This is a genomic window from Citrobacter sp. TBCS-15 (assembly GCF_005280815.1).
Lineage (GTDB): Bacteria > Pseudomonadota > Gammaproteobacteria > Enterobacterales > Enterobacteriaceae > Citrobacter > Citrobacter werkmanii.
Genome location: NZ_SZWK01000251.1, coordinates 395,588 through 418,679, shown reverse-complemented (window position 1 = coordinate 418,679; position 23,092 = coordinate 395,588). Strand labels below are relative to the sequence as shown.

At 52.8% G+C, this 23,092-nt stretch carries 22 protein-coding genes and 1 other annotated feature; of the genes, 12 read left to right on the top strand and 10 right to left on the bottom strand.

What is annotated here, in order from left to right:
- Positions 1–7: 7 nt before the first annotated feature.
- From FDW96_RS14845 to rpmH, 8 genes are all read right to left on the bottom strand, one after another.
- Entirely contained in the window at positions 8–757 is a 750-nt protein-coding gene (locus FDW96_RS14845; protein WP_042311427.1) for a 4'-phosphopantetheinyl transferase superfamily protein, read from the bottom strand.
- Positions 758–923: 166 nt separating this feature from the next.
- On the bottom strand, positions 924–1,883 hold the full coding sequence (gene yidZ, locus FDW96_RS14840) for an HTH-type transcriptional regulator YidZ (protein WP_042311429.1): 960 nt from the start codon (positions 1,881–1,883) through the stop codon (positions 924–926).
- Complete coding sequence (locus tag FDW96_RS14835) at positions 1,852–3,033, bottom strand: MFS transporter (RefSeq protein ID WP_042311432.1); 1,182 nt, start codon at positions 3,031–3,033, stop codon at positions 1,852–1,854. Before FDW96_RS14835 ends, yidZ begins: the two co-directional genes overlap by 32 nt.
- Positions 3,034–3,215: 182 nt before the next feature.
- On the bottom strand, positions 3,216–4,580 hold the full coding sequence (gene mnmE, locus FDW96_RS14830; RefSeq protein WP_048237057.1) for a tRNA uridine-5-carboxymethylaminomethyl(34) synthesis GTPase MnmE: 1,365 nt from the start codon (positions 4,578–4,580) through the stop codon (positions 3,216–3,218).
- 105 nt (positions 4,581–4,685) lie between these two features.
- Positions 4,686–6,332, bottom strand: a complete 1,647-nt coding sequence (yidC, locus tag FDW96_RS14825; protein ID WP_006687746.1) for a membrane protein insertase YidC — start codon at positions 6,330–6,332, stop codon at positions 4,686–4,688.
- Positions 6,333–6,334: 2 nt separating this feature from the next.
- A complete protein-coding gene (gene yidD / locus FDW96_RS14820; protein ID WP_003023846.1) occupies positions 6,335–6,592 on the bottom strand; it encodes a membrane protein insertion efficiency factor YidD in 258 nt (85 codons plus the stop codon).
- Positions 6,556–6,915, bottom strand: a complete 360-nt coding sequence (gene rnpA / locus FDW96_RS14815; RefSeq protein ID WP_003844432.1) for a ribonuclease P protein component — start codon at positions 6,913–6,915, stop codon at positions 6,556–6,558. Before rnpA ends, yidD begins: the two co-directional genes overlap by 37 nt.
- 17 nt (positions 6,916–6,932) lie before the next feature.
- Complete coding sequence (rpmH, locus tag FDW96_RS14810) at positions 6,933–7,073, bottom strand: 50S ribosomal protein L34 (RefSeq protein ID WP_003023858.1); 141 nt, start codon at positions 7,071–7,073, stop codon at positions 6,933–6,935.
- Positions 7,074–7,679: 606 nt separating this feature from the next.
- Between rpmH and dnaA the strand changes: the two genes are divergently transcribed.
- The 8 genes from dnaA to FDW96_RS14770 all read left to right on the top strand — a co-directional run bounded on the left by dnaA (position 7,680) and on the right by FDW96_RS14770 (position 18,126).
- Positions 7,680–9,083, top strand: a complete 1,404-nt coding sequence (gene dnaA, locus FDW96_RS14805; RefSeq protein WP_003827078.1) for a chromosomal replication initiator protein DnaA — start codon at positions 7,680–7,682, stop codon at positions 9,081–9,083.
- A 4-nt stretch (positions 9,084–9,087) separates the two neighbouring features.
- A complete protein-coding gene (gene dnaN / locus FDW96_RS14800) occupies positions 9,088–10,188 on the top strand; it encodes a DNA polymerase III subunit beta (RefSeq protein ID WP_005121477.1) in 1,101 nt (366 codons plus the stop codon).
- The gene (recF, locus tag FDW96_RS14795; protein WP_038635725.1) at positions 10,188–11,261 is read left to right on the top strand and encodes a DNA replication/repair protein RecF; all 1,074 of its coding nucleotides are present in this window, start codon (positions 10,188–10,190) and stop codon (positions 11,259–11,261) included. Before dnaN ends, recF begins: the two co-directional genes overlap by 1 nt.
- A gap of 28 nt (positions 11,262–11,289) precedes the next feature.
- Positions 11,290–13,704, top strand: a complete 2,415-nt coding sequence (gene gyrB / locus FDW96_RS14790; protein ID WP_006687741.1) for a DNA topoisomerase (ATP-hydrolyzing) subunit B — start codon at positions 11,290–11,292, stop codon at positions 13,702–13,704.
- 153 nt (positions 13,705–13,857) lie between these two features.
- Positions 13,858–14,670 (top strand): sugar-phosphatase, encoded by an 813-nt coding sequence (gene yidA, locus FDW96_RS14785; protein ID WP_042311439.1) that lies wholly within the window; start codon positions 13,858–13,860, stop codon positions 14,668–14,670.
- A 173-nt stretch (positions 14,671–14,843) separates the two neighbouring features.
- Positions 14,844–15,854, top strand: coding sequence for a hypothetical protein (locus FDW96_RS14780; protein WP_137365892.1), 1,011 nt, complete (start codon positions 14,844–14,846; stop codon positions 15,852–15,854).
- A gap of 5 nt (positions 15,855–15,859) precedes the next feature.
- Positions 15,860–16,990 (top strand): BamA/TamA family outer membrane protein, encoded by a 1,131-nt coding sequence (locus tag FDW96_RS14775; protein ID WP_137365905.1) that lies wholly within the window; start codon positions 15,860–15,862, stop codon positions 16,988–16,990.
- A gap of 17 nt (positions 16,991–17,007) precedes the next feature.
- Positions 17,008–18,126, top strand: coding sequence for a DUF4056 domain-containing protein (locus FDW96_RS14770; protein WP_170974716.1), 1,119 nt, complete (start codon positions 17,008–17,010; stop codon positions 18,124–18,126).
- Here FDW96_RS14770 and cbrA read toward each other — a convergent pair.
- A complete protein-coding gene (gene cbrA / locus FDW96_RS14765; protein ID WP_137365890.1) occupies positions 18,112–19,224 on the bottom strand; it encodes a colicin M resistance lipid reductase CbrA in 1,113 nt (370 codons plus the stop codon). The two genes, FDW96_RS14770 and cbrA, sit on opposite strands and share 15 nt — an antisense overlap.
- A gap of 100 nt (positions 19,225–19,324) precedes the next feature.
- Between cbrA and FDW96_RS14760 the strand changes: the two genes are divergently transcribed.
- Positions 19,325–20,551 (top strand): DUF3748 domain-containing protein, encoded by a 1,227-nt coding sequence (locus FDW96_RS14760; protein ID WP_137365889.1) that lies wholly within the window; start codon positions 19,325–19,327, stop codon positions 20,549–20,551.
- Here the strand turns inward: FDW96_RS14760 and FDW96_RS14755 are convergent, their stop codons facing one another.
- Positions 20,552–20,887: a YceK/YidQ family lipoprotein gene (locus FDW96_RS14755; protein ID WP_042311449.1), complete on the bottom strand. Its 336-nt coding sequence runs from the start codon at positions 20,885–20,887 to the stop codon at positions 20,552–20,554. It abuts the gene before it with no gap.
- 235 nt (positions 20,888–21,122) lie between these two features.
- Positions 21,123–21,195 (top strand) — a sequence feature (ROSE (Repression Of Heat Shock gene Expression) occurs in the 5'-region of heat shock genes and acts as an RNA thermometer to modulate expression.).
- Here FDW96_RS14755 and ibpA point away from each other — a divergent pair.
- The 3 genes from ibpA (at position 21,189) to dinD (ending at position 23,077) form a co-directional block, all read left to right on the top strand.
- Positions 21,189–21,602: a small heat shock chaperone IbpA gene (gene ibpA / locus FDW96_RS14750; RefSeq protein WP_006687722.1), complete on the top strand. Its 414-nt coding sequence runs from the start codon at positions 21,189–21,191 to the stop codon at positions 21,600–21,602. It overlaps the preceding feature by 7 nt.
- A 92-nt stretch (positions 21,603–21,694) precedes the next feature.
- Positions 21,695–22,123, top strand: coding sequence for a small heat shock chaperone IbpB (ibpB, locus tag FDW96_RS14745; protein WP_006687721.1), 429 nt, complete (start codon positions 21,695–21,697; stop codon positions 22,121–22,123).
- Positions 22,124–22,258: 135 nt separating this feature from the next.
- A complete protein-coding gene (gene dinD, locus FDW96_RS14740) occupies positions 22,259–23,077 on the top strand; it encodes a DNA damage-inducible protein D (RefSeq protein WP_061380861.1) in 819 nt (272 codons plus the stop codon).
- Positions 23,078–23,092: the final 15 nt, after the last annotated feature.

Here is a 23,092-nt window from a genome sequence, read left to right as displayed (position 1 = left end):
GGTTAAATCAGTTAAGCGTATGGCTTTTCGCTGCGCATAATTGAGAGAACCGGATCAGGCGACCCGTTGGCTCATTGGCGCGAGTCTGGATATCAGGCAAACTTTTCCAGTCCTGTTTACCATCAAACTCCCAAACCTTGAGTTTTTCAATGGTTGGCGTAACCGCAACCGACCACACCAGCACATCTTCCGCATCGCAAATGGCTTCAACCTGCGCAACATGGGCACATTTCAGACGCCCTGCGCCGGGTAAAAGCTGGAGTTCGCGCGGATCGTCATTACACACATCGCCGGTGAGTTTGAGAACGCTCTGGCGCAACGTAATGAGCTGCGCACGCGCTTCGTTAGGGTCGTTTTGGTTATTGATCCACAGATTTTCGTTACTGGAGAAGCGCCAGGTTTGTGTTGAATTCGGATTGTGAAAACCGCGTGTCGCTCGCTGAAGCTCCATATCCAGGCCGCAAACACCTTCTGTTGTCAGTGCAACGCCAACAATATTTCCGGCATAAGAAATCGAAAATCCCGGCAGGTTTTTATCGCGAAAAACGGGCTTACCTTTCGCCTCAGTAACAATCTCAGGCAACGTGCTGGTGCCGTAAAGCATGAACATCAGTTCTGCGAGAAGACTTCGGGAGGCCAGGAAGCGTGTTCGACGGTGAGCGGGTAGATTACTTGCTTCAATGTGATATGGAGTAGGGAGACGAACTGAAACCAGGTGTCCCTCCGTAAGAATCCCTCTGGCAAAATGTGTCGCCATTTTTCGCTCCGTGATTAATGGTCCGTGATTATAACCAGAGTAACATTTACACGGCGTTCAGGCAGGTTTTACCGGCTAAAAAATAAACGGAAATGGAATACATTACGCGACATTTACATTTCTGTTGCCAGAATGGTCATTTAAGCAACACTGTGGCGGCGGATCGTCAGGACATATCGCGATACAGAGCCTTGATCGTTTCTTTCAGCCAGACGATCTTCGGATTATGGCTGTTACGTTTATGCCAAAGGAGGGTGAACGGTACGCGCATTTTCTCTAACTGCGCAGCATCAAATGGCATAGGACGCGCCACTAGCGGAAGCTGGTGGAGTTGGTTATAACGCTGACAATAGACCGGCGCTGTGGCTATCAGCGCATGATCCGGCTGGGCGGCCATAAACAGCGACTGCTCAAAACCTGGCAGGCATAACGCGATATTGCGTGTGCGCCCCATCTCCTGAAGCACATCGTCCAGCGCCCAGGTATCGCTTTGCTCCCAGCTAATACTGATGTGGGGATAGCGCAGAAATGTGTCCAGACTCCACTCTTCCTGCAATGCCGGATGATCTTCACGTAGCCAGACGCAAGGGAGATCGGAAAACAACACTTCATGGTCGATCGACAACGGCAGTAGGCTCAGCAGTTCTCGCGAACGCGGATGACTTTCGCGGCCGGTGAAGCCGATATCCACCTCGCCGCGAATAATCGCATCCAGCGAATCATAGTCCCAGTTGCGTATTTTGATCGTCGCCTGGGGATAACGCTGATAGATCTGCCGGGAGAGGGCGTTAAACATGATCATGACCAACGGCGTTTCGGCCACCAGATCAAACTTCAACCCGCGCGGAGCCTCATGGTGCGGCTTATCCAGCAATTGATTGCTCATCTGCATCCACTCTGCCAGATTCTGCTCCATGCTGACCATTAATGGCGTCGGCGTAAGTCCCAGCGGGGTGTTTACAAACAGCGGGTCGTCAAACCAGGTCCGCAGTTTCGACAGCGACTTACTCACCGCCGACGGCGTGACGTTCATCCGTTTGGCGGTTTTGGTAACGCTGCGTTCCTGCATCAATAGTTGCAGGCAGAGCAACAAATTAAGATCGAGACTGCTGAGGGATTTCTTCATGAGTTGGCGCGGACCGGTTAGGGGCAACAATGATAATCAGCATGATACTCACTATGCTACAGCCAATCAGAATCCCGATCAGCATATTCAGCGCATCAAGGCCGAGGACCGCTGCCAGCCAAATCCATAGTGATGAACCGCAAACCTGCGCAATACCTAACGCCGAGCTGGCAACCCCTGCACGCAGCGAGAACGGTCCCAGCGCCTGACTCATGGCGACACCAAAACCAACCGAGAACCCGGCGCAGATTAAAGTCAGCCCAAACAGCGTTACTGCGTGTGAGGCGGCAAGGGTTAACACTACGCCCGCTGCCAGAAATAACGCCTGTGAAGTCAGCATCAGAACGCGAGGCTTGAATACACTGAGGGCGAACGGCGTCGAGAAAGAGACCGCCATACTGATGCCTGCGGTCATAGCCATCGTCGTGGCGTATTCACCACGGTCGAAGCCCATCACTTCCATCAGCAGCACCGGAGAGGTATTCACGAAGGTCAGGATCACCGACACGCTGAGGGTGGTTATGGCCAGGCGGCTTAAGAAAAAACGGTTCACCAAAGACTCGTTGGTGTGGTTCTTTGGTGTAGACGTCGTGAGGGTCGCTGGGCGCGATTCTCGCAGGATAAATACCGACAGCAGGCATACGACTACACCCATACCCATCATCGTGTAGAACAGGCTTTGCCACGGATACTTGAGCATAATCAGATGTCCCATGACCGGAGCCAGCACCGGTACGATACAGGTGATTCCGTTCAACAGCGACAGCACTTTTGCGCGGCGGCGATCGTCGAGCGTATCGCGCAGAATAGCGAAAGCCACCACATAGCAGCAGCCAGCGCCCACTCCCTGAATAAAGCGGCCTACCAGGAACGGCGTACCGCTCTCGGCGAAAGAACATAGCGCAGAGGCGAAAATAAAGATGAGTGCGCCGACTATGGCGACCGGTTTGCGGCCTGACTGGTCGGCAATTTTACCGGCGAAAAGCATCGCCGTCGCCATTCCCGCCAGATAAACCGAAAACGCAATATGCAGTTGCGCCTCGCTGGCCTGTAGATCGGCCGCAATGCGGGGCAGCCCCACCAGATACATATCAATACCGGCAGGATAAAGAAGAACCAGGGCGAAACTGCAGATTAGAAAGCGTGTCATAGCGACCTCATGAGGAATGTGGCGCTAAGCATACGGGCAGAGAGTCAACTGCACGAGTTGCCATTTGGACAACAGTGATTTCCACATGGGAAATTGTTGTTGCCGGGTGGCGGCGTAAACGCCTTCTCCGGCCTACGGGGCCTGTAGGCCCGGTTAGCATCGCGCTACCGGGCAACACAAGGTTACTTACCGATACAGAAGCTGGAGAAAATCCGTCCCAGCAGATCGTCGGAGGTAAATTCACCGGTGATCTCACTGAGGTTCTGCTGAGCCAGGCGTAGCTCCTCTGCCAGCAGTTCCCCAGCCCATGCTCCGAGCAATTGAGCTTTGCCCTGCTCGAGATGCTCCGCCGCTTCTGCCAGCGCCTGTAGGTGACGACGACGCGCCAGGAAGCCGCCTTCCATATTGGTTTCAAAGCCCATGCTCTGCTTGAGATGGTTGCGCAGCACATCAACACCTTCCCCGGTACGTGCGGAGAGACGAACCAGTGAGTGGCCATTTACTTCGCTAAGGCCCAGCGTCTCACCGGTAATATCCGCTTTGTTACGCACCACGGTAATCGGCAGTTTAGCTGGCAGACGGGCAATAAAGTCTGGCCAGATGTCTGCCGGGTCTACGGCGTCGGTGGTGGTGCCATCAACCATAAACAGTACGCGGTCGGCCTGTTCGATTTCCTGCCAGGCACGTTCGATACCAATGCGTTCAACTTCATCGTTAGCGTCGCGCAGACCGGCGGTGTCGATGATGTGCAGCGGCATGCCGTCGATATGGATATGCTCACGCAGTACGTCGCGGGTGGTGCCGGCGATGTCGGTGACAATGGCGGCTTCGCGGCCAGCCAGGGCGTTTAGCAGGCTTGATTTCCCGGCGTTCGGGCGACCAGCAATCACCACCTTCATCCCTTCGCGCAGCAGGCTGCCCTGACGCGCTTCGGCACGTACAGCATCAAGATCGCTGATAACGCTATTGAGCTGCGCTTCAATCTTGCCGTCAGACAGGAAGTCGATTTCTTCATCCGGGAAATCAATCGCCGCTTCCACGTAGATGCGCAAGTGAGTGAGCGCTTCCACAAGATGATTTACCCGTGCGGAAAAGGCGCCTTGCAACGAGTTCAGCGCTGAGCGAGCCGCTTGCTCCGAGCTGGCATCGATCAGGTCGGCAATCGCCTCGGCCTGGGCTAAATCGAGCTTATCATTGAGAAACGCGCGCTCGGAGAATTCACCGGGTCTGGCAATGCGCAGCCCGGGAATGGTCAGAATACGTTTGAGCAGCAGATCGAGAATCACCGGACCGCCGTGACCCTGCAGTTCTAAAACGTCTTCACCGGTAAAGGAGTTTGGACCGGGGAACCACAGGGCAATTCCTTGATCCAGCGCGCTGCCATCCGCGTCTTTAAACGGCAGATAGTCGGCATAACGTGGTTTTGGCAGTTTGCCCAGCACGGTTTCTGCGACCTCACGTGCCTTCAGGCCGGAGATACGCAGGATACCCACGCCACCACGTCCCGGTGGCGTGGCCTGAGCGACGATGGTGTCGTTATGGCTCATGATATGTCTCTTTGTGATGCAATAAAAAAGGCGGTCTAATGACCGCCCTTTACGTTATGTTCCGTTTGCCGGATGGCGGCTTCGCCTAATCCGGCCTACACCGAATCAGGAGTTTTTCTTCTCGCGGCTATGCAGCCCACGCTTCTCCAGACCACGGTAAATCAGCTGCTGCTGAATAATGGTTACCAGGTTGCTGACGATATAGTACAGCACCAGACCTGACGGGAACCACAGGAAGAACACGGTGAAGATGACCGGCATAAAGGTCATGATCTTCTGCTGCATCGGGTCAGTCACGGTGGTCGGAGACATCTTCTGAATGAAGAACATCGTCACGCCCATCAGGATCGGCAGAATGTAGTACGGGTCCTGTGCAGACAGGTCATGGATCCACAGCGCGAACGGCGCATGGCGCAGTTCAATGGAGCCCATCAGCATGTAGTACAACGCCAGGAAGATTGGCATCTGGATGATCAGCGGGAAGCAGCCGCCCAGCGGGTTAACCTTCTCAGCTTTGTACAGGGCCATCATTTCCTGGCTCTGGCGCTGTTTGTCATCGCCCAGACGCTCACGCATAGCCTGAATCTTCGGCTGCAGCATACGCATCTTCGCCATGGAGGTGTACTGCGCTTTGGTCAGCGGGTACATGATGCCACGAACGATAAAGGTGATAACGATGATGGAGAAGCCCCAGTTACCCAGGAAGCTATGGATCCATTTCAGCAGTTTAAACAGCGGCTGAGAGATGAACCACAACCAGCCGTAATCCACGGTCAGATCCAGGTGCGGTGCAACGGCCGCCATTTTATCCTGAATTTCCGGGCCGACCCACAGGGTGCTGGTCATCGCACCAGTCTGGCCTGGCTGTACCAGTACCGGCTGTGATTTATAGCCGATAGCGGCAATGCCGTTACCCAGGTTAGCGGTATAGAAGTTGTTGGTACCGTCGTTACGCGGAACCCATGCCGTTGCGAAATACTGTTGCAGCATTGCGACCCAACCGTCTTTAGCGTTGACGTTCAGGTTTTCGTTTTCAGCAATGGTGTCGAATTTGTATTTCTCATACTTCTCATCCGGCGTGGAGTAGGCCGCGCCACGGAAGGTGTGCAGCGCAAAGTTGCTGCTACCGGTGTCGCGATGAGATGGCAGATTGATGGATTGCTTCAGCTGACCAAAGGTGGAGATTTCCAGCGGTTTCTCGCCGGCGTTCTGCACGCTGTAGTTAACGTTGACAGCATATTCACCACGCTTGAGGACAAACGTTTTAGTGAACGTGTTACCCGCTGCGTCAGTATAGGTCATCGGGATCTGCAGTTCGTTCTGACCGTCTGCCAGTACAAATGCGTCTTTTTCGACGTTGTACAGCGGACGTGGGCCGTTAGCCGGGTTATCCGGGCCGTCACGACCGGTCAGGCCACTCTGTGCCTGGTAGATGAACTGTGGCGTGGTTTCCAGTAACTGGAACGGTTCGGTAGAACCAAGTTCTTTCGGGTAAGCTGGCAGCGAAGCCTGTTCCACATCACCACCACGGGTGTTGATGGTCAGATCAAGCACGTCAGTCTTAACCGTAATCAGTTTCCCCTGGCCACTGGCCGGTACGCCCTGGTCTGCGGCGCTACCCGCTGCGGTGGTCGTTGTCTGCGTGGTCTGTTGGGCCTGAGGTTGCGGGTTTTTATCCTGCTCCCAGGCTTGCCAGATCATGAAAGACACGAACAGCAAAGCGATGACTAAAAGATTGCGTTGCGAATCCATCGTTAGTGTTCTCTGGTATCAAATGGTCCGGGCGGGACGGGATCGTCACCACCAGGGTGTAAAGGGTGGCATTTTAATACGCGTTTCACCGTCAACCAACTGCCTTTTATCACTCCAAACCTGCGCAATGCCTCAATTCCGTAGCTCGAACAGGTTGGAGTGAAACGGCAATGCGGCCCAAGCAGCGGACTGATCAGGCGTTGATAGACCCGAATGAGGGCTATCAGGACCCGCGAGCCAGGCGACAATGGCGACGCCATAATTTTTCCAACGCTTCCGAGAGAGCACGGTTATCGAGGTCAGCAACCCCTTTTTTCGCCACCACCACGAAATCCATTGCGGGAAGTTCGTGCTGACGTAAACGGAAGCTTTCACGCGTCAGACGTTTAATCCGATTGCGTTCATGCGCACGTTTAACATTTTTCTTGGCGACGGTAAGACCGATACGGGGATGCCCCAGCGAATTCAGGCGGCCGAGGATGGTGATTTGCGGCGTGCCAGCCCGTTGTGGCTGCTGGAAGACGAATGTGAAATGAGTGGGAGTTAACAAACGTAACTCCCTGGGAAATGCGAGCTTAACCACTCAGGGGCTAGCTTTTATTACTTAGAAACGGTCAGACGAGAACGGCCTTTAGCACGACGACGTGCCAGAACCTGACGACCATTTTTATTAGCCATACGAGCACGGAAGCCGTGAGAACGGTTGCGCTTCAGTACAGACGGTTGAAAAGTGCGTTTCATGGCGATTTCTACCTAAACTTGAATAAATTCACTGACTTTTGCGTATACCCGAACGAGTTTCGAACGACTTACGCCACAGTGTGGGTGATTAAAGAGGCCGGATTGTAATAATTGTACACTCCGGAGTCAATTCTCTTTCCTTATTTCCCGCTTTTTTCCACAAGGTTTTGTGTGAAAAACAGGCAGCGTTGACGCCGTAAGGCGACCGTTACTCGCTGGGGGTAAGAATTATACGGGCTGGTGGATAAAGCGCAAGGATCGCCCGGGATCTTTATTAGATCGTTTAAGCAGTAAAGCATCTTTACTCATTAATTTTTTCAATATGCGCGCTAAAACCTGCAGCACTTCTCCAGGATCGTTTACACTTAGCCGATTCTGGATCATCCTGTGGATAAATCGGGAAGAATCTGTGAGAAACAGAAGATCTCTTTCTCAGTTTACGCTATGATCCGCGGTCCCGATCGTTTCAATGGATCCTGATCGGGGAAAAATTGCAGATAGCAATTCGCACGTCACCCTTTGCATAGGGTCTTGTCGGTGTGCGTCAACAATCATGAATGTTTCAGCCTTTGTCATTTATCGACTTTTGTTCGAGTGGAGTCCGCCGTGTCACTTTCGCTTTGGCAGCAGTGTCTTGCCCGATTGCAGGATGAGTTACCAGCCACAGAATTCAGTATGTGGATACGCCCGTTGCAGGCGGAACTGAGCGATAACACGCTGGCTTTGTATGCGCCAAACCGTTTTGTGCTCGATTGGGTAAGGGACAAATACCTTAATAATATTAATGGATTACTAAATAACTTCTGCGGAGCGGATGCCCCACAGCTGCGTTTTGAGGTCGGAACTAAACCCGTCACGCAAACGCTGAAGACGCCGGTAAATAATGTTGTCGCGCCTGCCCATGTGGCACAACAGGTACAACCGCAACGTGCTGCTCCTGCGGCGCGCCCTGGTTGGGACAACGTCCCGGCGCCGGCAGAACCTACCTATCGCTCTAACGTCAACGTTAAACATACGTTTGATAACTTCGTTGAAGGTAAATCTAACCAACTGGCGCGCGCGGCGGCACGTCAGGTGGCGGACAACCCTGGCGGCGCCTACAATCCGTTATTCCTTTATGGTGGTACGGGTCTGGGTAAAACCCACCTGTTGCATGCTGTCGGTAACGGCATTATGGCGCGTAAACCGAACGCGAAAGTGGTGTATATGCACTCCGAGCGTTTTGTGCAGGACATGGTTAAAGCTCTGCAAAACAATGCGATCGAAGAGTTTAAACGCTACTACCGCTCCGTCGACGCGCTGCTGATCGATGACATCCAGTTCTTTGCCAACAAAGAGCGCTCGCAGGAAGAATTCTTCCACACCTTCAACGCCCTGCTGGAAGGTAATCAGCAGATCATCCTTACGTCGGATCGTTATCCGAAGGAGATCAATGGTGTTGAAGATCGACTGAAATCCCGCTTCGGCTGGGGGCTGACTGTTGCGATCGAACCGCCAGAGCTGGAAACACGCGTGGCGATCCTGATGAAAAAAGCCGACGAAAACGACATTCGTCTGCCGGGGGAGGTGGCGTTCTTTATTGCCAAGCGTCTACGCTCTAACGTGCGTGAACTGGAAGGCGCACTGAACCGCGTGATCGCCAACGCCAATTTTACCGGCCGGGCGATTACCATCGATTTCGTGCGCGAAGCGCTGCGCGATCTGTTGGCTTTGCAGGAAAAGCTGGTCACCATCGACAATATTCAGAAGACGGTGGCGGAGTATTACAAAATCAAAATTGCGGATCTGCTGTCAAAGCGTCGATCTCGCTCGGTAGCTCGTCCGCGCCAGATGGCGATGGCGCTGGCAAAAGAGCTCACCAACCACAGTCTGCCGGAAATTGGCGACGCGTTTGGTGGGCGTGACCATACTACCGTGCTTCATGCCTGCCGCAAGATTGAGCAGTTGCGTGAAGAAAGCCATGATATTAAAGAAGATTTCTCCAATTTAATCAGAACATTATCTTCGTGACGCTATGAAATTTACCGTTGAACGTGAACATTTATTAAAACCGCTTCAGCAGGTCAGCGGCCCGCTGGGTGGACGTCCTACACTGCCGATCCTCGGAAACCTGCTGCTGCAGGTCGCTGACGGTGCGCTTTCTCTGACCGGTACCGATCTCGAAATGGAGATGGTGGCGCGCGTGGCGTTGATCCAGCCCCATGAACCTGGTGCGACCACCGTTCCGGCACGTAAATTCTTCGACATTTGCCGTGGGTTGCCGGAAGGCGCGGAAATAGCCGTTCAACTGGAAGGCGACCGCATGCTGGTACGCTCTGGTCGCAGCCGTTTCTCGCTGTCCACGCTTCCTGCTGCCGACTTCCCTAATCTGGATGACTGGCAGAGCGAAGTCGAATTCACTCTGCCACAGGCCACAATGAAGCGCCTGATTGAAGCCACGCAGTTTTCGATGGCGCATCAGGATGTGCGTTACTACTTAAACGGCATGCTGTTTGAAACCGAAGGGGAAGAGCTGCGTACTGTGGCAACCGACGGTCACCGTCTGGCGGTTTGTTCAATGCCTGTCGGTCAGCCGTTGCCCAGCCATTCGGTGATCGTACCGCGTAAAGGTGTGATTGAACTGATGCGTATGCTTGACGGCGGTGACAACCCGCTGCGCGTGCAGATTGGCAGCAACAATATTCGTGCGCACGTGGGGGATTTCATCTTTACCTCCAAGCTGGTAGACGGTCGTTTCCCGGATTATCGCCGCGTATTGCCGAAAAATCCGGACAAACATCTGGAAGCCGGTTGCGATATCCTCAAGCAGGCGTTTGCCCGTGCTGCGATCCTCTCGAACGAGAAATTCCGCGGCGTGCGTCTGTATGTCAGCGAAAATCAGCTCAAGATCACCGCCAACAACCCGGAGCAGGAAGAAGCAGAAGAAATTCTGGATGTCTCCTATCCTGGTACTGAACTGGAAATCGGTTTTAACGTTAGCTACGTGCTGGACGTTCTGAACGCGCTGAAGTGCGAGAACGTGCGTATTCTGCTGACTGATTCCGTATCGAGCGTACAGATTGAAGATGCCGCATCACAGTCGGCTGCCTATGTTGTTATGCCAATGAGACTGTAATGTCGCTCACCCGCCTGTTGATCCGCGATTTTCGCAATATCGAAAGCGCGGATCTCGCTTTATCCCCTGGCTTTAACTTCCTGGTTGGCGCGAACGGCAGCGGCAAAACCAGTGTGCTGGAAGCCATCTATACGCTCGGCCATGGCCGGGCGTTTCGCAGTTTGCAGATTGGCCGCGTGATTCGCCACGAGCAGGAGTCGTTTGTTTTACACGGACGTTTGCAGGGAGAAGAGCGTGAGACGTCGATTGGTCTGACGAAAGACAAACTGGGCGACAGCAAAGTGCGCATTGATGGCACTGACGGGCACAAGGTCGCTGAACTGGCGCACCTGATGCCGATGCAGCTGATCACGCCAGAGGGGTTTACTTTACTCAACGGCGGCCCCAAATACAGAAGAGCATTTCTTGACTGGGGATGCTTTCACAATGAAGCCGGATTTTTCACCGCCTGGAGCAACCTGAAGCGACTGCTCAAGCAGCGCAATGCGGCACTGCGTCAGGTGAGTCGTTATGAGCAACTGCGCCCGTGGGATAGAGAACTTATCCCGCTGGCGGAACAAATCAGCACCTGGCGCGCGGAGTACAGCGCGGGTATCGCGCAGGATATGGCGGATACCTGCCAGCAGTTTCTTCCCGAGTTTTCTCTCTCGTTCTCTTTCCAGCGTGGTTGGGAGAAGGAGACAGATTATGCCGAGGTGCTGGAACGCAGTTTTGAACGCGATCGCATGTTGACCTACACCGCACACGGCCCGCATAAGGCGGATTTCCGCATTCGTGCCGACGGTGCGCCGGTAGAAGACACGTTGTCGCGTGGGCAGCTAAAACTGCTAATGTGCGCCTTACGTCTGGCGCAAGGGGAGTTCCTGACCCGTGAAAGCGGACGGCGCTGCCTGTACCTGATAGATGATTTTGCCTCTGAACTGGATGATGCGCGTCGCGGGCTGCTGGCCAGCCGCTTAAAAGCCACGCAATCACAGGTCTTTGTCAGCGCAATCAGCGCTGAACACGTTATAGACATGTCCGATGAAAATTCGAAGATGTTTACCGTGGAAAAGGGTAAAATAACGGATTAACCCAAGATAAAATGAGCGAGAAACGTTGATGTCGAATTCTTATGACTCCTCCAGTATCAAAGTCCTGAAAGGGCTGGATGCGGTGCGTAAGCGCCCGGGTATGTATATCGGCGACACGGATGACGGCACCGGTCTGCACCACATGGTATTCGAGGTGGTAGATAACGCTATCGACGAAGCGCTCGCGGGTCACTGTAAAGATATCGTGGTAACGATTCACGCTGATAACTCCGTGTCTGTTACTGACGATGGCCGTGGTATCCCAACCGGTATTCATCCGGAAGAGGGCGTTTCGGCGGCGGAAGTTATCATGACCGTTCTGCACGCAGGCGGTAAATTCGATGATAACTCCTATAAAGTTTCCGGTGGTTTGCACGGCGTAGGTGTCTCCGTGGTTAACGCCCTGTCGCAGAAACTGGAGCTGGTGATTCGTCGTGAAGGCAAAGTGCATCAGCAAACTTATGTGCACGGTGTGCCGCAGGCGCCGCTGGCGGTAACGGGCGAAACAGAAGTTACGGGGACCCAGGTGCGTTTCTGGCCAAGCCATGAAACCTTCACTAACGTGACCGAGTTCGAATACGACATCCTGGCGAAGCGCCTGCGCGAACTGTCGTTCCTGAACTCCGGTGTCTCTATTCGTCTGCGCGACAAGCGTGACGGCAAAGAAGATCATTTCCATTACGAAGGCGGCATCAAGGCGTTTGTTGAATATCTCAACAAAAACAAAACGCCGATCCACCCGAATATCTTCTACTTCTCCACCGAAAAAGACGGTATCGGCGTTGAAGTGGCGCTGCAGTGGAACGACGGTTTCCAGGAAAACATCTACTGCTTCACCAACAACATTCCGCAGCGTGACGGCGGTACTCACCTTGCAGGCTTCCGCGCGGCGATGACCCGTACCCTGAACGCCTACATGGACAAAGAAGGCTACAGCAAAAAAGCGAAAGTCAGCGCCACCGGCGACGATGCCCGTGAAGGCCTGATTGCCGTGGTTTCCGTGAAAGTGCCGGACCCAAAATTCTCCTCGCAGACCAAAGACAAACTGGTCTCCTCTGAGGTGAAATCGGCGGTTGAACAGCAGATGAACGAACTGCTGAGCGAATACCTGCTGGAAAACCCGTCTGACGCAAAAATCGTCGTCGGCAAGATTATCGATGCGGCCCGTGCCCGTGAAGCAGCACGTCGCGCGCGTGAAATGACCCGTCGTAAAGGCGCGCTGGACTTAGCCGGTCTGCCGGGCAAGCTGGCGGACTGTCAGGAACGTGACCCGGCGCTGTCTGAACTGTACCTGGTGGAAGGGGACTCCGCGGGCGGCTCTGCGAAGCAGGGGCGTAACCGTAAGAACCAGGCGATTCTGCCGCTGAAGGGTAAAATCCTTAACGTCGAGAAAGCGCGTTTCGACAAAATGCTCTCCTCTCAGGAAGTGGCAACGCTGATCACCGCGCTGGGCTGTGGTATCGGTCGTGACGAGTACAACCCGGACAAACTGCGCTACCACAGCATCATCATCATGACCGATGCTGACGTCGACGGCTCGCACATCCGTACGCTGCTGTTGACCTTCTTCTATCGTCAGATGCCGGAAATTGTTGAACGCGGCCACGTTTACATTGCGCAGCCACCGCTGTACAAAGTGAAGAAAGGCAAGCAGGAACAGTACATCAAAGACGATGAAGCGATGGATCAATACCAGATCTCTATCGCTCTGGATGGCGCCACGCTGCACACCAATGCCAGCGCGCCTGCCCTCTCAGGTGAGTCGTTAGAGAAACTGGTTTCTGAATACAATGCGACGCAGAAAATGATTGGCCGTATGGAACGTCGTTTCCCGAAAGCGCTGCTGAAAGAGCTGGTTTATCAACCGACGCTGCCGGAAGCTGATTTGGCGAACGAACAGAACGTTACCCGTTGGGTTAACGCGCTGATTACCGAGCTGAACGAAAAAGAACAGCACGGTAGCCTGTGGAAGTTTGATGTTCACCATAACGCAGAGCAGAATCTGTTTGAGCCGATTGTACGCGTACGTACTCACGGTGTGGATACCGACTATGTGCTGGATCACGAGTTTGTGACCGGTGGCGAGTACCATCGTATTTGTACGCTCGGTGAGAAGCTGCGCGGGCTGATCGAAGACGATGCGTTTATCGAACGTGGCGAGCGCCGCCAACCGGTGGCCAGCTTTGAGCAGGCGCTGGAATGGCTGCAGAAAGAGTCTCGTCGCGGTCTCGCTATCCAGCGTTATAAAGGTCTGGGCGAGATGAACCCGGAACAGCTGTGGGAAACCACCATGGATCCGGAAAGCCGTCGCATGTTGCGCGTTACTGTGAAGGATGCGATTGCCGCCGACCAGCTGTTCACCACCCTGATGGGCGATGCCGTCGAACCACGCCGCGCGTTTATCGAAGAAAACGCCCTGAAAGCGGCGAACATCGATATTTAACCTACACCAAGGCCTGCTTCTGTAGGCCTTTCCGGCCTACAACCGAACCACAAAAGGGGAATCTTGATTCCCCTTTCTATCCCCCTTTTCGTAGCTGTTTTTTGAGCGGAATCGCGTTAGCATGAGGACGGACTTATTTCATCCGGGGAACTCATGGCTATCAAACTTATTGCTATCGACATGGATGGCACACTTCTGCTGCCCGATCACACCATTTCACCTGCGGTCAAAACGGCAATTGCTGCGGCACGCGCGCGTGGCGTGAACGTAGTGCTGACCACGGGACGCCCGTATGCCGGCGTTCACAGCTATCTGAAAGAACTGCATATGGAACAACCCGGTGACTACTGCATTACCTACAACGGTGCGCTGGTGCAGAAAGCAGGCGATGGCAGTACCGTTGCGCAAACCGCGCTGAGCTATGATGATTATCGCTACCTGGAGCAGCTCTCCCGGGAAGTTGGCTCGCATTTCCACGCGCTCGATCGCAACACGCTGTATACCGCGAACCGTGATATCAGTTATTACACGGTGCATGAATCGTTTGTCGCGACGATTCCGCTGGTGTTTTGTGAAGCCGAAAAAATGGATCCTGCGACCCAGTTTCTGAAAGTGATGATGATTGATGAGCCGGAGATCCTCGACAAGGCCATCTCGCGCATTCCGGCGGAAGTGAAAGAAAAGTACACCGTGCTGAAAAGTGCGCCGTACTTCCTCGAAATCCTCGATAAACGCGTCAACAAAGGGACTGGCGTAAAATCGCTGGCCGAGGCGTTGGGAATTAAAGCCGAGGAGGTTATGGCGATTGGCGATCAGGAAAACGACATCGCGATGATTGAATACGCCGGCGTGGGCGTTGCGATGGATAACGCCATTCCAACGGTGAAAGAGATCGCCAACTTCGTGACGAAATCTAATCTGGAAGACGGTGTTGCCTGGGCCATTGAGAAGTACGTCCTCTCCTGATGTGTGTTATGCCTGGCTTCGGCCAGGCATAAAACATTAAGAATGTTATAAAAATCATGTTTGTATTATCAGATGTGAAACAGCACATTAATCCCCCCATTTAGTACACAATTTCTATACTCTCCCACCTTCTTTTATATTCAGGCGGTTCCTGCCTGCAACTATGTTTTCTTATGACTAACACAAGCATTCGCCTGGTGTTGATGACGTCTTCCTGTTTGATTTTTCAAGCCTGGGCTGCGACGGATTCTGGCTCAACGTTAACACCGCTGTATGATTATCAGGACGATGGTCAGGCTACTCCTGTGCCGGTAAAACCGGCGGCTAAACCTGCCGCAAGCCACTCTGCTTTGCCCTTTTTAGGTGACGAGGCGCGTAAACGTGGCTACGACCTGCCTGAGCCGTTTGGTGTGAATATTAACTACATGAATATCAGGCAGAATATTAATGTAGACAGTATTAACTTTAATGGCCTTTCTCTGGGCGGCCATTCGCTGGATAACGCGTTCAAAATCAAGGTCGGCAACACGCGCGAGAGCAGTAAAACCGAAACCCTGAAGCTGGATGCCTGGCTGCTGCCCTTTATGAATATCTACGGGCTGGTGGGCTACACCGACGGTCATTCGATTTCGCAGATTGGCGTCGGGGTTAAGGGCGCGCGTAAATATCATTATCCGGCGAATCTGCAAAACCTGGATTTTAAACTCGATTTCAAAGGCACCACCTACGGTATCGGGACAACGCTGGTCGGCGGTGTCGGGAACTGGTTTACCGCTGTTGATGCCAACTATACCCAGACGCAGTTTGACATTCTTGACGGCAGTATCGATGCCTTCACGGTTTCTCCGCGAGTCGGCTACCGTTTTGCGACGCCGGGCGTGGATACGCTGCATCTGCCCTCCGGGAAACTCAACGTTTGGGTGGGGTCTATGTATCAGGATGTGCAGCAAGAGTTTAAGGGAAGCCTGAACGATCTCTCCATGCCCTCCGCTACGCTGCAGAGAATGGTTGATTTGGCGAATAAGGACGGAAATGGCCGTTTCGACGTTAAACAGCATTTGCAATCCCCATGGAACGTCCTGGTCGGCGCGCAGTATGAGCTGACACGCAACTTTAATATCACCTCTGAAATTGGCTTTGCTGAGCGTAATAGCTTCTTTGTCGCCGGTGAGTATCGCTTTTGAATAGTTTGACTCGTCTGTTTTTGCTCTGTGCATTCAGCCTGTTGGGAACGGCGGCGCAGGCCGCGCTCCCCAGCCGTGAAGAAGTTGACGGCTGGCTGAATACACTGGGTGCCAGCGATAACTTTAACGCCAGCAAAGGTATCGATTGGGGGGTAATGCCGGGGCCTTTCTACACTCCCGAACTGGGACTGGGGATCGGCACGGCGGTGGTGGGGATGTATCGCCCGGACCCAAACGACACGGTGAGTCAGAATTCGACGCTGACCCTCAGCGGTTACTTTAGCTCAACGGGCGCTTTCGGCGTCACAATGCAAAATTACGCCTTTTTTGCCGACGATCGCTGGCGTTTTTTTATCAATGGCGCATTAACCGATACCCCAACTTATTACTGGGGACAGGGTTTTAGCGCAGGAGATAAAGACAGCCAGAAACAGCAATATACGGCTCAGGTGCTGGATCTACGCCCCACGTTGTATCGACGGTTAGCGCCTAATGTCTATCTGGGACTCGGCTGGTCGTTGAACGCACAGCATGCTGCGCAAATGGATGACAATGATCCCCCCAAAATTGAGAATACCGGGCAGGGCGCGTCGGTGTTGAGTTCCGGCAGTAGTGTAGAACTTAGCTGGGATGACCGTGACTTTGTTCCTAACCCGCGCCAGGGACAATATGCCGACGTACGCTATACCCGCTATACGCCCGATGTGGGGAGCGATACCCGATTTGATGAATACCAGTTGCACTACAGCCTCTACCACTCTCTGGACGAGAAGAATGTGCTTGCCTGGGAGATGGACGGTGCGTTTACTCAGGGTGATGTACCGTGGAGCATGATGCCATTGCTTGGAAGCAATCAGCGGATGCGTGGCTATTACGAAGGACGCTATCGCGATAAAAACGCCGTCAGCGGGCAGGTAGAGTATCGCCGTAAACTTGACTGGCGGCATGGCGTGGTCGGCTGGCTGGGCGCAGGGACGATGGGGCCATCATTTAGCGCGCTGGATGATGGACGCTGGCTACCCTCGGCGGGGGTGGGGTATCGTTTTGAATTTAAGCCGCGGGTGAATGTGCGTCTGGATTATGGCATTGGCAAAGGGAGCAGCGGTTTTTATTTTCAGGTAGGAGAGGCGTTTTGATCAATAAAGTGCTGCTGATGACGACCTTGTTATTGGCAACGGTCGGGGTCCATGCTGCGATACCTGTACCTTTGCAGCTAACGGAAGATGATAAGGCTCAAAGCACCGCCTGGCCGGTAGTTTCGCCGCTCCCCGCGCCTCAAGGGTTACGTCCGTGCTGTGCTTTTGGTTACGACCTGCACGCGCAGGTGCTGGATATGCCGGTACCGTTTTATGAACTTGATAACGTCGTTGCGGCTGACGGTATTGGCGAGCATCGCTATAACGACAGCCTGCTGTTAGGGTTAGTGAATCTGGCCGGTATCGGGCATGAACACAATGGCATTGTGTATACCTCACGCGGCGGTTTTATCGATACCGCGCATGTAAGAGATACCGCAGATATGACGGTCTGGCTTTTTAGCCATCTACTTCCACGGTTAGGCCAGCCTTTTACGCTGCGTCTGGAAGATGAGCTCGCGGAGCGGCATATTGCTTTCAATGCCTTTACTCCACCTGAAACGGCAGGCGATCGTTACGCATTAGCTGCCTGGCTGGCAGCGCATCTGGCCTTTCAGCTCGCGGCCTGGCATGAAATTGCACAATGGTACGGTTTTGAGTCAGTTCCTGGATTTTCTGAGGAAGTTTCCGCATTTTCACCGGAAGATCTCTACTCCAACCTGTTGGGGGCAAGAATTGCGGTGTCGCTGATCCTTGATGGGCAACTGGCAACATCAGAAATGTACGATGCAGCAATGAACAAGGCACTGTATCAGGCGTTGACGCAGTTGGGAGCTAAGCCTGAAACAATAACCCGTTTTCAGTTTGATATGTTGGATGGCAAGTGGTGGAACAGCCAGCGTCGGGTGCCGGAGAAATATCTGGTGCTGCACAGAAACTACGATGTGAGTGATTCGCGTTTGCCAACGCCAGTGCCGGGCGAAAAAGCCGTGCCGCTACGCCTGTCGCTGCCGCATCACTGGCGAAATTACTCCCTTGATACGCTGGCACAACTTCAACTCCGCCCCGGAAACAACATGGCACGGCTACCTTTACCACAATCCTGGTATACCGGGGCTAATTTCCCCATGCTGGCTACGATTGCAAGTGATAGCGATAATCTGTCGAAAGTGGGTGAACATTCATTCCTTTATTAAAAACCTCCACCAGAACTTCATTGGCGGATGTTTTTCTGACCCTGTCAGGGGGATATGCGCAACGCCACTTTGCATTATCCATTTCCGGATACACGCCGCTGTTAATATGCGGCTTTTAAGGATCTTGCCATACAGTTTAAGACGTAGCTTGCGAGTGGCATGCCTGTATGCGAGATTCATATCCTTTCTATCCCGTATTAATACTGATTTGAGGATTTCTGCACTATCAAGCGCGTAACTAATTCCTTCCAGCGAGCTGGCGCTGATAAAACCGGCCGCTTCACCAATCAAAAACGCATTGTCCTTACCGCAGACGAAGTCTTTCCAGCGCGATGGGAACAGCACCGTACATTTTTCGCTTTTCACGGGGTTGCCGAACTGGAATTGGAACGCTTCCATCTTCGCTTTCAGCGCATCAAAGCGCGCCTGGCCGTCCTTCATGGGGTATGCGCCGCCAAAGATAAAATAACCATCCTTGCTGATACTCCATGAATAACAGTCGGTTACGTCGTTATCAAAAATGCATGAGTAGAAGGGGACGGGATGCTTTTCTGCGAACCACTGCTGAATAGCGACGTATTTACGGATTTGGTGCTGAGGGTAGAGGTGACGGCGTACCAGCGAGTTCGCGCCATCGGCTCCGACCAGATAACGCGCGGTGATCTGCTGCTCCCAACCGTCGGCGCGAAAGATAACATGCCATTTATCGCCTTCGCGCCAGATCTTGCGGCACAGGCTGTCGTGATACACCTGTACATCTTCAGGAATAAGAGATTTCATCCATAAATCAAAAGCATGACGGTTGATATTAATGTAGCTGCGCTGGTAGTTACGGGTCAGAGAGGCTGCAACATCCACCGTTTTAACGCTAAATATCTGTGGATTGGCGATGATATCAACGGGCAACGTTATCCCGTCGCGGATAAACGAACGCTGGGCATCTGGGGCCAGCAATCCGCCGCAGGGTTTCGTGAAGCCTTCGTTGCCGCACTGGCGCTTTTTATCCAATGCGATCACGCGCATTTTTCCGCTCAACTGTCGCGCCAGCGCTGCGCCTGCCGGGCCTAATCCGATAATCGCCACATCAAAATGTTCCATCTTTCTGTCCGCAAATAATGAAGAAGGGCATACGCTAAAGCCTGAAAGTGAAGTGCTTGTGAAGTATGATTGTTAAAATCGTCTTGTATCAGGGCATCCCATGAAGCAAATCACCTTTACGCCGCGTAATCATCAGCTTACTAATATCAACACCTGGACCCCGGACAGTCAGTGGCTGGTCTTTGACGTGCGTCCTTCCGGCGCCTCATTCACCGGTGAAACCATCGAGCGCGTGAATGTACAGAGCGGCGAGGTTGAGGTCATCTATCGTGCCGTCCAGGGGGCACATGTTGGCGTGGTGACCGTTCATCCAAAGTCGGAAAAGTATGTTTTTATTCATGGACCAGAAAATCCTGATGAAACATGGGATTACGATTTTCATCATCGCCGTGGAGTGATTGTTTCGCAGGCTGAGGTGACTAACCTGGATGCAATGGATATCACCGCGCCGTACACGCCTGGTGCGTTACGTGGCGGCAGTCATGTGCATGTCTTTAGCCCGAGCGGTGAGTTTGTCAGTTTCACTTATAACGACCATGTGCTGCATGAACGCTCTCCGGCGCTGGATTTACGTAACGTCGGCGTGGCTGCGCCGTATGGTCCGGTGAACGTATCCGCGCAGCATCCGCGTGAATATAGCGGGAGCCGCTGGTGCGTGCTGGTGAGTCAAACGACGCCTGCGCCAAAACCGGGGAGCGATGAAATAAACCGAGCCTATGAAGAAGGTTGGGTGGGTGATAGCACACTGGCGTTTATCGGCGATACGTTGTCAGTTACCGGTGAGAAAGTGCCGGAGCTGTTTATCGTTGATTTGCCACAGAATGAAAGCGGCTGGAAACAGCCGGGTGACGTACCGCTGGAGGGCACAGAGGCGACAATGCCTGCGCCGCCATCCGGCATTCACCAACGCCGTCTGACGTTTACTCATGAGCGTACCTTTCCGGGGCTGGTGAATCAGCCGCGCCACTGGGTGCGCAGTAATCCACAGGCGTCTGAAATTGCGTTTTTAATGCGCGATAACCATGGCGTTGTGCAGCTGTGGTTAATTTCACCACAAGGTGGTGAGCCGCGTCAGCTTACCTGCTGCGCCACGGGTATTCAGTCAGCATTCAACTGGCATCCGTCGGGAAAATGGCTGGGGTTTGTGCTGGAAAACAGAATCGCCTGTTGTGATGCTCAGACGGGAGAGATTGATTTTTTAACGGATCGTCACGGCAACCCGCCCTCGGCCGATGCGGTCGTCTTCTCTCCTGATGGGCGACGGGTTGCGTGGATGGAAGACGTCGAAGGTTTCCGCCAATTGTGGATGACTGAAACAGGGCGTTAATTAAGGAGCAGGCATTTTCGCCGGGGGGAGAACGGCGTTCGTGGCCTGGGTTCTCTCCTCGCTCTTTTCTACGCGGGATCTCACCGAGTTATCTTTACGAAAGAGATCCCATGGAAGCAATACGGTATCAAGCACCGCCGTAAAAGGCATATCCAGAATCGCCAGCGACTTCGTTCCCCAATTCGTATCACTTTCGCTTATCATAGTGGCGCTGGCGCGTGTGCCAGGATACGTCCCTTCCTTGCCTCCGGTATGTGACATTATGCTGGAACAGCCGCTCAAAAACGCCATCCCGCTGCACATTGTCAGTGTTACCAACATTTTTTTTATCATCATTTATTCATCTGTTTTCATCGTGTTTGCATGATGAGTTAAAGCGATCCGTTGCGAAAATAACATCACCATTTCGTCGCACTGTGGCGGCTATCGCGATTTATCGATAACAACTGCTCTCCCCAGTGTATGCAATAGACAACAAACTGCAAAAAAAGTCAGATGAATACGCTTGAAAAGTTTGTTTTAAGACCCATTTTTAGGATGTAGACAACAGAAGGGCATGCCTGATGGGTGTCCTGGCTACCTGACCTGTCCATGATGGAAGGTCTCACATTCTCGCTGATTTCAGGAGCTATTGATTATGCGTAACTTTGATTTATCCCCGCTGTACCGTTCTGCTATTGGTTTTGACCGTCTGTTTAACCTGCTGGAAAACAACCAGAGCCAGAGTAATGGCGGCTACCCTCCGTACAACGTTGAGCTGGTAGACGAAAACCATTACCGCATTGCGATTGCTGTTGCCGGTTTCGCTGAAAGCGAGCTGGAAATTACCGCTCAGGACAATCTGCTGGTGGTAAAAGGCGCTCATGCGGATGAGCAAAAAGAACGTACTTACCTGTATCAGGGTATTGCCGAGCGCAACTTCGAACGTAAGTTCCAGTTAGCGGAGAACATTCATGTTCGCGGCGCAAACCTGGTGAATGGTCTGCTGTATATCGATCTTGAGCGCGTTATTCCCGAAGCGAACAAACCGCGCCGCATCGAAATCAACTAATTCTGTGGGCCGCTTCAGGCGGCCCTGCTAAGCAATCGGCTTGCCGTCAGGGAGCCGAAAGGTACCTACTCGCTTCTTAGAAGGAGATTATTATGCGTAACTACGATTTATCCCCACTGCTGCGTCAATGGATCGGTTTTGACAAACTGGCCAATGCCTTACAAAACGCCGGTGAAAGCCAGAGCTTCCCACCCTATAACATCGAAAAGAGCGATGATAACCACTACCGCATTACCCTCGCGTTAGCCGGTTTCCGCCAGGAAGATCTGGATATTCAACTGGAGGGCACACGCCTGACCGTGAAAGGTACACCGCAGCAGCCGGAAAAAGAGACAAAATGGTTGCACCAGGGGCTGGTTACTCAGCCGTTCAGTCTGAGCTTTACGCTGGCTGAAAATATGGAGGTCTCAGGCGCAAGCTTTACTAACGGCTTGCTGCATATCGATTTGACCCGTAATGAACCTGAAACCATTGCTCCACAACGTATCGCCATCAGCGAACGTCCCGCATTAAATAGCTAAATAGCTCCATGCCTTTGCCCCGCCAGAAATGACGGGGCTTTTTTGTGCGTCAGCACACATGAAACTGTCTTGTTGTAACGAATGTTTCACTGTAAAAATATCCAGTACCAATACTCTTAACGAAGGAATGTTTTTATGAGTGAACATCAACCATTTGAAGCTATGAAACAGTTTGATGATGCTGGGATCGAATATTGGTCTGCCCGGGAATTAGCTAAGGTTCTTGAATATTCAGAGTACCGACATTTTCTACCTGTGATAAAGAAAGCTGCGGAGTCATGTGTAGCCAGTGGTCAATTAGAGAGTGACCATTTCGAGGAGATCCTCGCAATGGTACGAATTGGGTCAGGAGCTAGTCGGGAATTAAAAGACGTAAAACTCTCCCGCTACGCCTGTTATCTGGTCGTGCAAAATGGTGATCCCGCGAAACCTGTTATCGCGGCCGGGCAAACCTACTTTGCCATTCAAACCCGACGTCAGGAGTTGGCCGATGATGCTGCTTTTAAATCTCTGCGTGAGGATGAAAAGCGTTTGTTCTTACGCAATGAACTAAAAGAACACAATAAGCATCTGGTTGAAACCGCACAACTTGCTGGCGTAGAGACCGCTTTCGATTTTGCTATCTTTCAAAACCATGGTTACAAGGGGCTTTATGGTGGTTTAGATCAGCGAGCGATTCATGAACGTAAAGGGTTGAGGAAAAGCCAGAAAATTCTCGATTACATGGGGTCTACAGAGCTGGCGGCAAATCTGTTTCGGGCAACGCAAACGGAAGACAAACTGCGCAGAGACTCTGTTAACACCAAACAGCAAGCTAATCAGACGCATTACGAGGTGGGACGCAAAGTTCGCCAGACTATTCATGAACTGGGTGGCACGATGCCGGAAGCGCTGCCATTGCCAGAAAAAAGCATTCAGCAACTACAAATCGACGTGAAGAAAAACGCTAAATAACGCCCTTCTTAAGCG